The organism is Allobosea sp. P1_B10 (assembly GCF_056406735.1).
In genome coordinates, this window is record NZ_JBFTZP010000002.1 from 546,481 (window position 1) to 560,611 (window position 14,131).

A 14,131-nucleotide genomic window follows, 5' to 3' on the forward strand; every position below is an offset into this window, starting at 1 on the left:
GCTGACTGCAACCCGGTTCGTCACGCTTCGGGGTGACGAACTCAGGTTTTTAGGCCAGTCTTTCATTCTACTGATGCAAGGATAGAGACCTGATGCGCCCGATGAAATTCGGATTTGGCCAGCCGGTGCGGCGGGTCGAGGATCAACGCCTGACGACGGGTACCGGTCGCTATACCGACGACACCGCCGTCGAGGGCGCGCTGCACGCCTTCGTGCTGCGCTCGCAGTATGCGCATGCCACTTTCAAGATCCGCGACAAGGATGCCGCCCGCAACATGAAGGGCGTGAAGCTGATCCTGACCGGCGAGGACGTCGCCCATCTCGGCGATCTCCCGTGCAAGGGCCTGATCAAGACGGTTTCGGGCGATGATGTGAAGGCGATGCCGGTGCCGGTGCTGCCGACCGGCATCGTGCGCCATGTCGGCGAGGCCGTGGCCTTCATCGTCGCCGAGACGCTGGCACAGGCGCGCGACGCCGCCGAAGCGATCGACATCGAATGGACCACGCTGCCCTCGATCACGGGCATCGCCGAGGCGCTGGCGCCCGGCGCGCCGCAGGTCTGGCCGGACCGGCCGGGCAACGTCGCCTTCGAGGCCGAGCAGGGCGACAAGGCCAGGACCGAGGCAGCTTTCGCCAAGGCCGCCCGCACGGTCTCGGTGACGATCGTCAACAACCGCCTCGCGTCCAACTACATGGAGACGCGCGCCTGCATCGCCGAGTACGACAAGCCCAGCAAGCGTTGGACGCTGACACTGGGCAGCCAGGGCAGCCATGGCACGCGCGACATCCTCGCCGGCTATATCCTCAAGGTCGATCCCTCGCGGATCCGCGTCGTGACCCCCGACGTCGGCGGCGGTTTCGGCACAAAAATCTTCATGTACCGCGAATATCCGCTGACCATGGTCGCGGCCGAGAAGCTCGGGCGCCCGGTGCGCTGGGTTGCCGATCGAACGGAGCATTTCCTGGCCGACACCCATGGCCGCGCCAATCTCTCGACCGCGACCATGGCTCTCGACGCCAAGGGCAAGTTCATCGGCATGAAGGTCGACCTGGCGGCCGAGATGGGCGCCTACCTCTCGCAGTATGGACCTTTCATCCCGTGGGTCGGGACCACGATGACCCCAGGCTGCTACAATATCCCGGCCGTGCATGTCCGCTTCCGTGGCGTGCTGACCAACACCATGGCGGTCGATGCCTATCGCGGCGCCGGGCGGCCCGAGGCTGCCTATCTGATCGAGCGGCTCGTCGATGCGGTGGCACGCGAGACCGGCAAGACGGTCGATGCCGTGCGGGCGCTCAACTTCGTCAAGCCGAGCGAGATGCCTCACTCGACCCAGACCGGGCCGGTCTACGATTCCGGCGAGTTCGAGGGGCATATGCGCCGCGCCATGGAGGTCGGCGACTGGAAGGGCTTCAAGAACCGTCTCAAGGCGGCAAACAAGGCCGGAAAGATCCGCGGCATCGGTCTCGCCTGCTATATCGAGGCATGCGGCGGCGGCGGTCCGGAAAGCTCGACCGTGATCCTCGAGAAGGACGGCATGGTGACCGTGCTGATCGGTACCCAGTCGAACGGGCAGGGCCACGAGACCGCCTATTCGCAGCTGGTGTCGCAGCATCTCGACATCCCGATGGATCGCATCCGCGTGGTCCAGGGCGATACCGACAAGGTCGAGACCGGCTCCGGCACCGGTGGCTCGCGCTCGATCCCCGTGGGTGGCGCCGCGCTGAACAAGGCCACCGAGATCCTGAGCGACAACCTCAAGCAGCTTGCCTCGGAGAAGCTCGAGGCCGCGCTTGGCGACCTCGAGATCATCAATGGCGCGGTGCGTGTCGTCGGCACCGACAAGGCGCTCGACCTCGCCGAGATCGCCGCCCTGCCGGGCGCGACCACGGAGATGCTGCGCGTGCATCAGAGCTGGACCCCGCCGGCTGCGACCTTCCCGAACGGGACCCATGTCGTCGAGATCGAGGTGGACCCGCAGACCGGGCACACCGACATCGTGAACTATGTCGTGGTCGATGATTTCGGTGTGACGCTGAACCCGCTGATGCTTCAGGGTCAGGTGCATGGCGGAGCGGCACAGGGTATCGGCCAGGCGCTGATGGAGGAGATCCGCTTCGATGCGGAAGGCCAGATGCTGACCGCGACCTTCATGGACTATGCGTTGCCGCGCGCGATCGACATCCCCAACTTCCACTTCGAGACCCGCAACGTCCGCTGCGTGACCAACGCCATCGGCGTGAAGGGGGCCGGCGAGGCTGGTGCGATCGGTGCCTGCCCGGCGGTGATGAACGCGATGGTGGATGCGCTCGACCGGGCTGCCGGCATCAAGGCGATCGACATGCCGGCGACACCTATCAAGGTCTTCAACGCCTTGAAGGAGGCTGGTTATCCACTGTAGCGCAAGATTCAATTTGCGCGATTGCAAATGCCAATCGCGTGATGGCGACTTGGCTGGCGTGACCAGTTGAGGTCATCTGGAATGGTTCTAACCGGCGCGTTCTGTGCCGGTTTTTCCAGCCCCCGGAGATGACCAAGCATGATCCGCTTTGCTTACGCCGCCACAGCTCTGGCGCTCGCCCTGTCCTCGGTGGTCGCGCAGGCCGATCCGATCGTCGAGCGCAAGGCGACCATGAAGGCCGTCGGCGCCGCCACAGGGCAGGGAGCGGCCATTGCCAAGGGTGAGGCCCCGTTCGATGCCGCCAAGGTGCAGGGGATCTTCACGGCGTATGTCGAAGCCTCCAAGAAGATGCCGGGGCTGTATCCCGACAGCGCCAAGACCGGTGGCGAAACGACCGCTTCGCCGAAAGTCTGGGAAGATCAGGCAGGCTTCAAGGCCGCCTTCGTGAAGTTCGAGGCGGACGCAGCGGCAGCGGGCAGCTCGGCGACGGACCTCGCCACTTTTCGCACCGCCTTCGGCACCGTGACGAAGAATTGCGGCGGTTGCCACGAGACCTATCGCATCAAGCGCTGAAACCGGGCAGGATCGCCGAGCCGGGTGACAGGCCGGGCACGCGGGCCGCTCGCAAAGAGTGACGGCACCGCGGGCTTCGGCTGGCGTTTCGGGGACCTTTCACCCGCAACGCGCGATCGTCCCAGGCTGCAACGGGAGCCATGATGCGTCGCCTTCTGATCACGCTCGTGATTTTCGCCCTGGTTGGCTTTGCCGGCTTCGCTGTGCTGACGGATCCGCGCGTCGTCTCGCCGGCGCCGGAGATAGGCACGCTGCCGGCGCCCGATCTCCAGAACGGAAAGCTGCTCTTCGCTGCTGGGGGCTGCTCGTCGTGCCACGCGACGCCCGCGCAGGACGACAAGCTGAAGCTCGGCGGCGGGCTAGCTCTGGGCTCGCCCTTCGGGACCTTCCATGTGCCCAACATCTCGCCGCATACGCGCGACGGCATCGGCAACTGGGGCGTGCAGGACTTCGTGGACGCGATGGCCACGGGCGTGTCGCCGAACGGCCAGCATTATTACCCGGCCTTTCCCTACACCTCCTACAGGCTGATGCCGCCCAAGGCGCTGGCGGATCTTTTTGCCTATATCCGCACGTTGGTGCCAGTGGAGGGCCGGGCGGCCGACCATGACCTGCGCTTCCCCTTCAACATTCGCCGCGTCGTCGGCGGCTGGAAGCTGCTGTTCTTCGATGGCGCGTCATTCAGGCCCGATCCCTCGAAGAGCGAGGAGTGGAACCGAGGGGCCTATCTGGTGAACGGTCCCGGCCATTGCGCCGAGTGCCACAGCAATCGCAATGCGCTGGGCGCCATCGTGCAGGCGACGCGGTTTGCAGGCGGGCCCGATCCCGAGGGCAAGGGCTGGGTGCCCAACATCACGCAGCATGCGGACGGGCTGGCCTCCTGGTCGAAGGCCGAGATCGCCGAACTCCTCAAGACCGGGTTTACCCCGAGCTTCGACAGCGTCGGTGGCTCGATGGCGGCCGTGGTGCGCAACATCGCGCAACTGTCGGAGGCCGACAGGTTGGCGATGGCGGAATATCTGAAGTCGCTGCCGGCGGTGCAGGGACCGGCGCGACCCAATCGCGCCGGCGGCTGACCCGCGTCGCATCGAGCCGCCCCCGAGGGGACGGCCGCGACACGACATCTCAGGACGCGCGCCGCGCCGTGATCCGGCCGGCAACAGCGAAGGCGATCCGGCTGACGAACAGCGTCAGCACGAAGGCGATGGGCCAGGCGATGATGAACTGCTTCGGCCATTCGCGAAGCCAGAATTCGGTCGGCCCAAGCGCGATCATCGACATGATCCCCGACATGGACAGCGCCATCATGAAGGTTATCAGGATCTGGGCGATGAGGATGGTCTTGCGGTCTTGCATGTCGGTCTCTCATTGAGAGCATGGAGCACGACCGAGCCCCGGGCCCGCCACTGCACCATACCCGTGAAGGTTGATGCCGTGGGTCCGCCTGGGGCGACTTTTCCCGCTTGCGCGAGGGCCGGACTAACCGAACCGGCCTGAATCTTTTCGACGAGGTCTCGTAGGCTGCATAGCGCCGGCCGTCAAATCAAACGGCCAGCGGAAGACGGCAGAGCCGGGGAGGCCCGGGCCTACTCCATCACCGCGGCTTTGAGGATGCAGACCATCAAGGCGGTGCCGGGCTGGTCGCCGACGCAGCGCACGATGTGGCGGCGATCGCAGCGGTAGCGCAGCGTGTCGCCGGCCTTGGCGCGCTGGATGATGTCGCCGACTTCGACCTCGAACTCGCCCGATGTCACCGACAGCGATTCGATCGAGCCGCGCTGGTGGCCTTCCGAGTCGAGTTCGCCGCCCGGCTCGGCCTGGACCTCGTACCATTGCAGCCACTCGACGGTCTTGATCCAGCCGGTGATGGCGAGCCGGAGCTTGCCGTCCTCGGAGACCAGGATCGGAGTGTCGCTGCGACTGGTCTTCTCGATGAAGGGCTCTTCCTCGCCGCTGGAGAGGACGCGCTCGATCGAGATGTCGAGCGCCTGCGACAGGCGCCAGATCGTCGCCAGGGTCGGGTTGGTCTCGTTGCGCTCGATCTGGCTGATGATCGACTTCGCGACGCCCGATTGTTCGGCGAGCTCGGACAGCGAGAGGTTGTAGGCCTTGCGCAGGCGCTGGATCGTCTTGCCGAGCTGGCCGGAGATGATCTGGGCCCCCGAAGCAAGTTCGCGGCCGCCCCTCTCCTTGGTCTCGATACCCATGCGCTAAGCCCGTCTTGGAATAAGAGGTGTTTGTGAAAGCGAACAAACGTTTGTCCGAGCGGACAATGCCTCGGCGCGCCCGTCGCGGCAAGCCGTAGATCGACCGTAGATCGAACTCAGCGCGGCGTTACGGCTTCGCGTGTCTCGCGCTTGAGCAGGCCGAGCTGCCGTTCGCGCATGATCACGTAAATGCCCGAGGCAATCACGATGACGGCGCCCACGAGCACGGTCGTGGCCGGCCAGTCGTTGAAGAAGAACCAACCGATCGCCATCGCCCAGAGCATGCTGGTGTAATCGAAGGGCGCGATGAGCGAGGCATCGCCGTAGCGATATGCCTGCACGATGAATATCTGGCCGAGACCGCCGAGAATACCGGCCCCGACAAGCAGCATCGCATCCCAGGCATCGGGCATGACCCAGCCGAACGCGATCGTGGCGAGGCCGAGCAGCGATGTCAGCACCATGAAGTAGAAGACGATCGCACCGGTCCGCTCCGTCGCCGTCAGCTGGCGGATCTCGATGGCGGAGAAGGCCGAGCACGCCGCGCTACCCAGCGCGAGCATGGCGCCGATCGCAGGGCCGCCGCTGAGGCCGCCCACCAGAGCGGAGCCGCCCAGATAGGGGGACAGCATGAGAAGGACGCCGCAGAAGCCGACTGCGACGGCCGTCCAGCGATAGATGCGAACCCGTTCCTTCAGGACGACGGCGGCCAGCACGACCAGCAGAAGCGGCGCGGCATAGCCGAGCGCGACTGCGTCCGGCAACGGGATGAAGGCCAATGCCGAAAAGCCCATCGACATGCTCAGCGCGCCGAAGCAACTGCGCTTCAAATGGCCGCGCAGATTGCTCGTGCGCAAGGCGCTGGGAAATTCCGAACGCCAGGCCAGCCAGATGACCAGCGGGATCAAGGCGAAAAATGACCGAAAGCAGACGATCTGGCCGATCGGGTATTTTGCGGAGAGCGATTTGACCAGCGCCGACATCACCGTGAACGTCAGGGTCGAGACGAGTTTTAGGCTGATGCCGACGATAGGGGACAAGGTGCAACGCAGTGGCTTGAGCTGAGGTCTTTCAGAAGACCTCAGCGCTTAGACCACGCGAGTCCCACGTTTTAAAGCGTGAAACCTGCAACCCTGATAAGCGGCCGGCGGGTTGCGACGCGAGGGCCGCAACCCGTGCAACGCTCAGAACGTGCCGCGGAAGGCGCCGCCGTCGATCAGCAGGTTCTGGCCGGTAATGTAGCCGGCATGGGCGCTGGCCAGGAAGGCGCAGGCATTGCCGAACTCCTCGGGCGTGCCGAAGCGGCGGGCGGGAATGGTCGCGGTGCGCTGCTGCGCGATCTCGTCGGCGGAAACGCCCTTCTCGGCCGCCATCTTCGCGATCGGGCCGCGGATCCGGTCGGTGTCGAAGCTACCGGGCAGCACGTTGTTGATGGTGACGTTGGCATGCGCAACCTCGCGCGCCACGCCCGACAGGAAGGCCGTCAGTCCGGCGCGGGCGGCCGAGGAGACGTCGAGCCCGCTCAGCGGGGTCAGCACGCTGGCCGAAGTGATGTTGACGATGCGGCCGAAACGCCGCGCGATCATGCCGTCGATGACGCGCTGAACGAGTTCCAGCGGGGTCACCAGATTCTGAGCCACGCCCTCGAGCAGGCCTTCGCGCGTGACATCGCGGAACGGCTTGAAGGGCGGTCCGCCATTGTTGTTGACCAGGATGTCCGGATCGGGCGCCGCCGCCAGCAGCGCGTCCTGGCCGGCCGCGGTCGAGACGTCGGCGACGACCGCGATGACCTTTGCTCCGGTGCTGGCGCGAATCTGGCTCGCGGTCTCCTCGAGCGTTGCCGCATTGCGCCCGTTGATCACGACGGTGCAGCCCGCCTGCGCCAGCGCCAAAGCGGTGCCGCGGCCGAGCCCCTTGCTGGACGCGCAAATGATGGCCGTACGGCCTGCAATTCCAAGATCCATAATCATTCTCCGACGTCGCGTTGCCTCAGGCTCCAGCCAGAGCACGGATTCGTGGCTCCGTCATCAAAGCGCAATGCAAATCAGACACACGCCGGGGGCATCGCAACAGCAGAGGCAGCCGGGCATGAGCGACGAGGACGAGGCCAGGCAGGTTCGCAGCATCTTCATCTCGGACCTGCATCTGGGCACCCGCGGCGCGCAGGCGGAACTCGTGCTCGAGTTCCTGCGCGCCTATGATGCTCCGCAGATCTATCTTGTCGGCGACATCATCGATGGCTGGCGGCTGAAGAACGGCTGGTATTTCCCGCAGACCCATAACGACGTGATCCAGAAGCTGCTGCGCAAGGTGCGCAAGGGCTCGAAGCTGATCTACGTCACCGGCAACCACGACGACTTCCTGCGCGATTTCACGGGTCTCCAGTTCGGCGGCATCACGCTGGTCGACGACATCATCCACGAGACCGCCGACGGCAAGCGCATGCTCGTCATTCATGGCGATCTGTTCGACCTCGTCGTGCGCAACGCGAAATGGCTCGCCTTGCTGGGCGACTGGGCCTACACGGCCGCGCTCGCCTCCAATGCCGTAATCAACAAGGTGCGCCGGCTGATGCAGCTGCCGCACTGGTCGCTCTCGGCCTGGGCCAAGCTCAAGGTCAAGAATGCAGTCAACTATATCGGGGAGTTCGAGACCTGCCTCGCGGCCGAAGCGCGCCGTCACAGTGCCGATGGTGTCATCTGCGGCCATATCCACCATGCCGCCCATCGCGACATCGACGGGCTGACCTACATCAACAGTGGCGACTGGGTGGAAAGCTGCACGGCCTTCGTCGAGCATTTCGATGGCCGGTTCGAGCTGATCCGCTGGCCGCAGGACAGGCTCGAGGGTGTGGCGCCGGTCTCGACGGTGACCAAGGCGCGGCCTGCGCCGGCACTGGCCGAGGCGGCCTGATGCGCCTGCTCATCGCGACGGATGCCTGGCGACCGCAGATCAACGGGGTCGTCCGGTCGCTGGAGCGCATGGTCGAGGCGGGGCCTGCCTTTGGGGTGACCCCGCATATGTTGACGCCGGACGGGTTCCGGCAGGTCGGCCTTCCAAGCTATCCCGACATCCGGATTGCGCTCGCGACGCGACGGATGGTGGCCGAACGCATCGCCGAATTCCGGCCTGACCATATCCACATCGCGACCGAGGGGCCGATCGGCTGGCTGACGCGCGCGGTCTGCCTGGCGCAGAAGCGGGCTTTCACGACGAGCTACCACACGCGTTTTCCGCAATATGTCGCGGCGCGCTGGCCGATCCCGGAGAGCTGGAGCTATCGCTTCCTGCGCCGCTTCCATGGAGCTGCCGAGGCGATCATGGTCTCGACCGGCTCGGTCGAAGCCGAACTGCGCAGCCATGGCTTCGAAAAGATCGTGCGCTGGGGCCGTGGCGTCGACCTCGCCCAGTTCCACCCCCGACCCGACAGCGTGCTGGACCTGCCGCGCCCGATCTTCCTCAGCGTCGGCCGGGTCGCGGTGGAGAAGAACCTCGACGCGTTCCTGTCGCTGCGCCTGCCGGGCAGCAAGGTCATCGTCGGCGACGGGCCGGCGCGGGCCGACCTGCAGCGCGCCTATCCCGACGCGGTGTTCCTGGGCACCCGCGAGGGTGAGGAACTGGCGTCGATCTACGCCTCTTCGGATGTCTTCGTGTTCCCGAGCCTCACCGACACCTTCGGCATCGTACTGCTCGAGGCGGCGGCCAGCGGCCTTCCGGTGGCGGCGTTTCCTGTCCAGGGGCCCAGCGACGTCTTCGCCGGCAGCCAGGCGGCGGTGCTGAAGGAGGATCTACGGGCGGCAGCGATGGCCGCTCTTCGGATCCCGCGCGACATCTGTCTAGAGCTTGCTGCGGGCTATAGCTGGCAGCGCAGCGCGGCGCAGTTCTACGGCCATATCCGCGAGGTCGCGCAGAAAGCGGGGCCCGCGCCGCGACAGGCGCCCGTCGGTTCGCCCGATCCCGGCGTCACAGCCTTCGCGAGCGCGCGTGGCGCGGAAGGGCTCGCGTCGGGGCGCCTGCGGGCTTGAGCTCGGCGCGGAACCCGTCGCGGCGCTCGTGCACCGAGGCGATGACCAGGCCCATCGGAACACCCAACCCGACAAGCGCGGCCTCGGAGAGCTGAAGGCTCGCCTCTATGGTTTCCGGCACGGCATCGTTGACGCCGAGTTCGTAGAGGTGGCGCGCCTGGGCCGCGTCGCGGGCACGTGCGACGATGACGAGGTTTGGCTTCAGCTCGCGCGCGGCGCGCACGATCTGCTCGACCGCCTTGGCGTTGTCGATCGTGACGATCAGCGCCGTGGCCTCGTCGAGCCCGCAAAGGTTGAGGAATGCCGGCTGGGTTGCGTCGCCATAGAAGGCCGGTCGTCCGGCGCGGCGCTGCGCCGAGATCAGGGACGGGTCTGAATCAACCACGATATGCGGCTTGTTGTGTTCGTCGAGCATCGAGCCGACCAGCCGGCCGACCCTCCCGCCGCCGACCACGATGGCGCGGGCGGCATGATCGTCGGGCGGCAGGACCTTGGCCTCGTCCGGGAGATTGATCGGGGTGGCCAGCCGCATCGACCAGTTGCGGGCCATGCGTGCCAGTAGTGGCAGCGCGATCATGGTCAGCGACACGCCGGCCAGCACGAGGCTGCCGGCCTCCGGATCCAGGAGCTTTGCGGCGATGCCGCCGTTCAGCAGGACGAAGGCGAACTCGCCGCCGGGGCCCACCATGATCGCGGTTTCTAGCGCGGTCGCGCTGCTCAGCTTGAACCGGCGGGCGAGCACGAAGACGATCAGCGATTTGGCGCCGAGAAGTCCGATGGCGATGCCGAGGATGGCAAAGGGATGGGCAGCGAGTTGCGCCGGGTTCACGCTCATGCCGACGGTCAGGAAGAACACGCCGATCAGGAGCGACTTGAAGGGCTCGATCGTGACCTCGATGGCGCGGCGATATTCGGTCTCCGCGAGCAGAAGCCCGGCGATGAACGCACCCAGTCCCATGGAGAGACCGGCCGCCGCAGCGATCATGCCCGTGCCGAGCGCGGTCAGGAGCGTCGCCGCCATGAAGCTTTCGGAGGAATCGGTCGAGGCGACGAGGCGAAACAGCGGCCGCAGTGCCAACCGGCCGATCGCCACGATCGCGCCGATGGCCGCCGCCGCCTGGACCATGGCCTGCGCGAGGCCGGTCAGGAGCGAGCCGCCGCCATTCTGTGCGCCCAGGACGCTGACGAGGAAGAGCAGGGGGACGACCGCAATGTCCTGGCACAGCAGGATCGCGAAGCTGGAGCGGCCCGCAGAGGACATCATCCGCTTGCGGGCCGAGAGGAGCTCGACGACCATCGCGGTCGAGGAGAGTGCGAGGCCGAAGCCGATTATCAGGGCCGCGGCTGCCGGCTGGCCGACCAGGTACGCGACCGCGCCGATGGCGGCGGCCGAGAGCACGACCTGGCCGAGCCCGAGGCCGAAGACGAGGCGCCTCATCGTCATCAGTCGCTCGAAGGACAGCTCGAGCCCGATCACGAACAGCAGGAAGGCGACGCCGAGCTCGGCGGGCCCCGCCAGCGCCTCGGGACTGGAGACGGTTATGGCGTCCAGAAAGGGCACCGTGGCGGAGAAGCCGCCAAGGCCGAAGGGCCCGAGCAGGGCGCCGCAGGCCATGAAGGCCACGATCGAATTGACCTTGAGGCTCTTGGCGAAGGGCACAATGACGCCCGCTGTCGCGAGCACGACAACGGCGTCCTTGTAAACGGAAGGATCAACGGTTCCGGCCAAGACGAATCCAAACGAGTCGGGGATGAGAGAGCCCGCGAACTTTGCGGTTTGCGCAGGCTCAATACAACCGCCCATTGCATCGGCCCGCGACAAATCTGCCTTTGCGCATGTGCGTTTAGCGCGGACGCTTCGTGCCGGGCCCTGCAGGATTTTCGCTTCCCGCGTCGGCGCCCGATGGGCTAGCGTCGCCGCTGTCGATCAGAGGACTTTTCATGCGATTTGCCGGAACCGAGAATTACGTCGCGACCGAAGACCTGACGGTAGCCGTCAATGCCGCGATACGTCTGGAGCGGCCGCTGCTGGTCAAAGGCGAGCCCGGAACCGGCAAGACGGTGCTGGCCGAGGAGATTGCGGCTGCGCTCGGCGCCCCGCTGATCACCTGGCACATCAAGTCGACGACCAAGGCCCAGCAGGGGCTCTACGAATACGATGCGGTCAGCCGCCTGCGCGACAGCCAACTCGGCGACGCGAGGGTCTCCGACATCGCCAACTACATCAAGCGCGGCAAGTTGTGGGAGGCCTTCGTCTCAACCAAGCGGCCGGTGTTGCTGATCGACGAGATCGACAAGGCGGATATCGAGTTTCCCAACGACCTCCTGCTCGAGCTCGACCGCATGGAGTTCCACGTCTACGAGACAGGCGAAACCATTCGGGCAGCGCAGCGGCCGGTGATCATCATCACCTCCAACAATGAGAAGGAGCTGCCCGACGCCTTCCTGCGCCGCTGCTTCTTCCACTACATCCGCTTCCCTGACGCGGAGACGATGGCGGCGATCGTCGAGGTGCATTTCCCCGGCATCAAGAAGCGGATGATGGAGGAGGCGCTGAAGCTGTTCTTCGAGGTACGCGACGTTCCAGGCATCAAGAAGAAGCCGTCGACTTCCGAGCTGCTGGACTGGCTGAAGCTGCTGCTGGCCGACGAGATGACGCCCGAGATGCTGCGCGAGCGCGACCCGCGCAAGCTGATCCCGCCGCTGCACGGTGCGCTGCTGAAGAACGAGCAGGATGTTTCTCTGTTCGAGAAGCTCGCCTTCATGACGCGCCGGGAGAACCGTTGAGTTTCCGTCATTGCGAGCGAAGCGAAGCAATCTAGCGAGCTGCAGAGCTCTACGACGCCTGGATTGTTTCGCTTCGCTCGCAATGACGTTGATATCTGGTGGCCGATCTCGTCAAAGCGGCTTGCGATGATTAGGTTGGCGTGATGCGACGCCTCATGCTGCTCCGTCACGCGAAATCGAACTGGCCCGCGGGTGTCGCGGACCGCGACCGGCCTCTCGCGGCGCGTGGCCGCGAAGCAGCGCCGGTCATCGGGCGTTACCTCGCCGACGAACTCCTGTTGCCCGACCTCGTGCTGATCTCGCCCGCGCTGCGTACGGCCGAAACCTGGCAACTGGTGGCGCCGATGCTGCCCGAGAAGCCGGGCACGCATGTCGAGCCGCGAATCTACGAGGCCAAGACTGAAAGGCTTCTGCGCGTCGTTCAGGAGACCGAGCCCGGGGTCCGGACGCTGCTGATGATCGGGCATAATCCGGGCTTCGAGGAACTGGCGGCGCAGTTGACCGGCCATGGCGACCGCTACGCCTCCGCGCGTATGGCGCAGAAATATCCGACCTGCGGGCTCGCCGTGCTCGATTTCGCCGTCGAGGACTGGCGCGATGTCGAGCCGCGGGGCGGCAGGCTCGACCGCTTCGTAACGCCGGCTTCGCTCGGCGAAGGCCCCGACGAGTGAGCTGCGCAAACTCTTGAGCCAATCCTCCTATCTCGACGACGCCCGCAACGCGGCGCTGGCCTTTGGCGACAGCCTGCTCGGCCTGGCGCGCCCACGCCTGCGGATCGGCGTCACCGGCCTGTCCCGCTCGGGCAAGACGGTGTTCACCACCGCCCTGATCCAGAACCTGATTGAGAGCGCAAAGCTGCCGGTGCTGAAGGCCGCCACGGAAGGGCGCATCGCGCGCGTCCGGCTGGTGCCGCAGCCCGATCCGCAGATTCCGCGCTTTCCCTACGAGGCGCATCGCGCGGCGCTGAACGGGCTGGAACGTCGCTGGCCTGAGTCGACGCGGCGGATCTCGGAGCTGCGCATCGAGATCGACTACGAGCGCGCCAGCGGCTGGTTCAAGGGACCCGCCACCTTGACGCTCGACATCGTCGACTATCCCGGCGAGTGGCTGCTCGATCTCGCCTTGATCGGCCAGGACTACAAGGCCTGGTCGGCGCAGGCCGTGTCTGACGCGCGCAAACCCCATCGGCGCGCGGTCGCGTCGGCATGGCTGGCCGATCTGCCGGGACGCGATCCGTCCGGGCCGGCCGACGAGCTCTCGGCCGAGGCCGCCAGCACCGTGTTCAAGGACTATCTCGCTCGGCTGCGGGCCGATCCGGAAGCGGTGGCGGTGACGCCGCCGGGACGCTTCCTGATGCCCGGCGATCTCGAGGGCTCGCCGGCGCTGACCTTCGCGCCGCTCGATCTCGCGCCCGACACCGAACCTCAGCCAGGCACATTGGCCGGGCTGATGGCGGACCGTTTCGAGGCCTATAAGCGCGTCGTGGTGACGCCATTCTTCCGCGATCACTTCGCCAGGCTCGACCGCCAGATCGTGCTGGTCGATGCGCTGGCGGCGCTCGACGCGGGGGCTCCGGCGCTGGCCGATCTCGAAACCGCGCTCGGCCAGGCGCTTGCGGCTTTCCAGGTCGGGCGCAATTCGTGGCTGACGAGCCTGTTCTCGCCGCGGATCGAGCGCGTGCTGTTTGCCGCGACCAAGGCCGACCATGTCCACCATACCAGCCATGACCGGCTCGCGGCGGTGATGGCCCATCTCGTGGGGCGCGCCGCCGGGCGTGCGCAGGGGGCGGGTGCACGCGTCGAAACGATGGCGCTGGCCGCCGTGCGCGCGACCCGCGAGGTGCGGATCAAGTCCGGGCGCGAGGAACTGCCGGCGATCGCGGGCGTGCCCGAGGCCGGCGAGGTCGTCGACGGCGAGGTCTTCGACGGTCTCAGCGAGGCCGCGATTTTTCCCGGCGAGTTGCCGGAGCGTCCCGAGGCGATCTTCGACCCCGCCGCGCGCTGGCAGATCCGCGCGCCGCGCTTTCGGCCGCCGCTCGTCGTGCCCGATGCAGGGGGACGGACCCAGCCGCCGCCGCAAATCCGCCTCGACCGGGCGCTCGAATTCCTTATCGGAGACCGGCTGGCATGAGGGAGGC

Annotated in this window: 13 protein-coding genes; 8 read left to right on the plus strand and 5 right to left on the minus strand. The window is 66.3% G+C overall.

Annotation, left to right across the window (positions count from 1 at the left end):
* Window positions 1-92: 92 nt before the first annotated feature.
* The 3 genes from AC1D2L_RS07330 (at window position 93) to AC1D2L_RS07340 (ending at window position 4,051) form a co-directional block, all read left to right on the plus strand.
* Window positions 93-2,402: a xanthine dehydrogenase family protein molybdopterin-binding subunit gene (locus AC1D2L_RS07330; RefSeq protein WP_476845171.1), complete on the plus strand. Its 2,310-nt coding sequence runs from the start codon at window positions 93-95 to the stop codon at window positions 2,400-2,402.
* 138 nt (window positions 2,403-2,540) lie between these two features.
* The gene (locus AC1D2L_RS07335; RefSeq protein ID WP_476845172.1) at window positions 2,541-2,975 is read left to right on the plus strand and encodes a c-type cytochrome; all 435 of its coding nucleotides are present in this window, start codon (window positions 2,541-2,543) and stop codon (window positions 2,973-2,975) included.
* Between the two features lie 140 nt (window positions 2,976-3,115).
* Entirely contained in the window at window positions 3,116-4,051 is a 936-nt protein-coding gene (locus tag AC1D2L_RS07340) for a c-type cytochrome (protein WP_476845173.1), read from the plus strand.
* Window positions 4,052-4,100: 49 nt separating this feature from the next.
* Here AC1D2L_RS07340 and AC1D2L_RS07345 read toward each other — a convergent pair whose 3' ends face one another.
* The 4 genes from AC1D2L_RS07345 to AC1D2L_RS07360 all read right to left on the minus strand — a co-directional run bounded on the left by AC1D2L_RS07345 (window position 4,101) and on the right by AC1D2L_RS07360 (window position 7,146).
* Entirely contained in the window at window positions 4,101-4,331 is a 231-nt protein-coding gene (locus AC1D2L_RS07345; RefSeq protein WP_476845174.1) for a DUF2798 domain-containing protein, read from the minus strand.
* Between the two features lie 230 nt (window positions 4,332-4,561).
* Entirely contained in the window at window positions 4,562-5,182 is a 621-nt protein-coding gene (locus AC1D2L_RS07350; RefSeq protein WP_476845175.1) for a helix-turn-helix domain-containing protein, read from the minus strand.
* Window positions 5,183-5,298: 116 nt separating this feature from the next.
* Window positions 5,299-6,222, minus strand: coding sequence for a DMT family transporter (locus tag AC1D2L_RS07355; protein ID WP_476845176.1), 924 nt, complete (start codon window positions 6,220-6,222; stop codon window positions 5,299-5,301).
* Window positions 6,223-6,366: 144 nt separating this feature from the next.
* The gene (locus AC1D2L_RS07360) at window positions 6,367-7,146 is read right to left on the minus strand and encodes an SDR family oxidoreductase (RefSeq protein WP_476845177.1); all 780 of its coding nucleotides are present in this window, start codon (window positions 7,144-7,146) and stop codon (window positions 6,367-6,369) included.
* A 124-nt stretch (window positions 7,147-7,270) separates the two neighbouring features.
* Between AC1D2L_RS07360 and AC1D2L_RS07365 the strand changes: the two genes are divergently transcribed.
* Both AC1D2L_RS07365 and AC1D2L_RS07370 read left to right on the plus strand, forming a co-directional pair.
* Complete coding sequence (locus AC1D2L_RS07365; protein WP_476845178.1) at window positions 7,271-8,095, plus strand: UDP-2,3-diacylglucosamine diphosphatase; 825 nt, start codon at window positions 7,271-7,273, stop codon at window positions 8,093-8,095.
* The gene (locus tag AC1D2L_RS07370; protein ID WP_476845179.1) at window positions 8,095-9,207 is read left to right on the plus strand and encodes a glycosyltransferase family 4 protein; all 1,113 of its coding nucleotides are present in this window, start codon (window positions 8,095-8,097) and stop codon (window positions 9,205-9,207) included. Before AC1D2L_RS07365 ends, AC1D2L_RS07370 begins: the two co-directional genes overlap by 1 nt.
* Here AC1D2L_RS07370 and AC1D2L_RS07375 read toward each other — a convergent pair.
* Window positions 9,146-10,891: a cation:proton antiporter domain-containing protein gene (locus AC1D2L_RS07375; protein ID WP_476845180.1), complete on the minus strand. Its 1,746-nt coding sequence runs from the start codon at window positions 10,889-10,891 to the stop codon at window positions 9,146-9,148. The two genes, AC1D2L_RS07370 and AC1D2L_RS07375, sit on opposite strands and share 62 nt — an antisense overlap.
* Window positions 10,892-11,148: 257 nt before the next feature.
* Between AC1D2L_RS07375 and AC1D2L_RS07380 the strand changes: the two genes are divergently transcribed.
* The 3 genes from AC1D2L_RS07380 to AC1D2L_RS07390 all read left to right on the plus strand — a co-directional run bounded on the left by AC1D2L_RS07380 (window position 11,149) and on the right by AC1D2L_RS07390 (window position 14,124).
* Entirely contained in the window at window positions 11,149-11,994 is an 846-nt protein-coding gene (locus AC1D2L_RS07380; RefSeq protein ID WP_476845181.1) for an AAA family ATPase, read from the plus strand.
* Between the two features lie 155 nt (window positions 11,995-12,149).
* A complete protein-coding gene (locus AC1D2L_RS07385) occupies window positions 12,150-12,665 on the plus strand; it encodes a SixA phosphatase family protein (protein WP_476845182.1) in 516 nt (171 codons plus the stop codon).
* Window positions 12,666-12,678: 13 nt separating this feature from the next.
* Window positions 12,679-14,124 (plus strand): YcjX family GTP-binding protein, encoded by a 1,446-nt coding sequence (locus tag AC1D2L_RS07390; protein ID WP_476845183.1) that lies wholly within the window; start codon window positions 12,679-12,681, stop codon window positions 14,122-14,124.
* Window positions 14,125-14,131 lie beyond the last annotated feature (7 nt).

Bases quoted from the DNA above. Each gene is read 5' to 3' on its own strand.
- AC1D2L_RS07335 (WP_476845172.1), top strand. From the start codon at position 2,541: ATGATCCGCTTTGCTTACGCCGCCACAGCTCTGGCGCTCGCCCTGTCC.
- AC1D2L_RS07385 (WP_476845182.1), top strand. From the start codon at position 12,150: ATGCTGCTCCGTCACGCGAAATCGAACTGGCCCGCGGGTGTCGCGGAC.
- AC1D2L_RS07365 (WP_476845178.1), top strand. From the start codon at position 7,271: ATGAGCGACGAGGACGAGGCCAGGCAGGTTCGCAGCATCTTCATCTCG.
- AC1D2L_RS07330 (WP_476845171.1), top strand. From the start codon at position 93: ATGCGCCCGATGAAATTCGGATTTGGCCAGCCGGTGCGGCGGGTCGAG.
- AC1D2L_RS07380 (WP_476845181.1), top strand. From the start codon at position 11,149: ATGCGATTTGCCGGAACCGAGAATTACGTCGCGACCGAAGACCTGACG.
- AC1D2L_RS07360 (WP_476845177.1), bottom strand. From the start codon at position 7,146: ATGGATCTTGGAATTGCAGGCCGTACGGCCATCATTTGCGCGTCCAGC.
- AC1D2L_RS07350 (WP_476845175.1), bottom strand. From the start codon at position 5,182: ATGGGTATCGAGACCAAGGAGAGGGGCGGCCGCGAACTTGCTTCGGGG.
- AC1D2L_RS07340 (WP_476845173.1), top strand. From the start codon at position 3,116: ATGATGCGTCGCCTTCTGATCACGCTCGTGATTTTCGCCCTGGTTGGC.
- AC1D2L_RS07370 (WP_476845179.1), top strand. From the start codon at position 8,095: ATGCGCCTGCTCATCGCGACGGATGCCTGGCGACCGCAGATCAACGGG.
- AC1D2L_RS07345 (WP_476845174.1), bottom strand. From the start codon at position 4,331: ATGCAAGACCGCAAGACCATCCTCATCGCCCAGATCCTGATAACCTTC.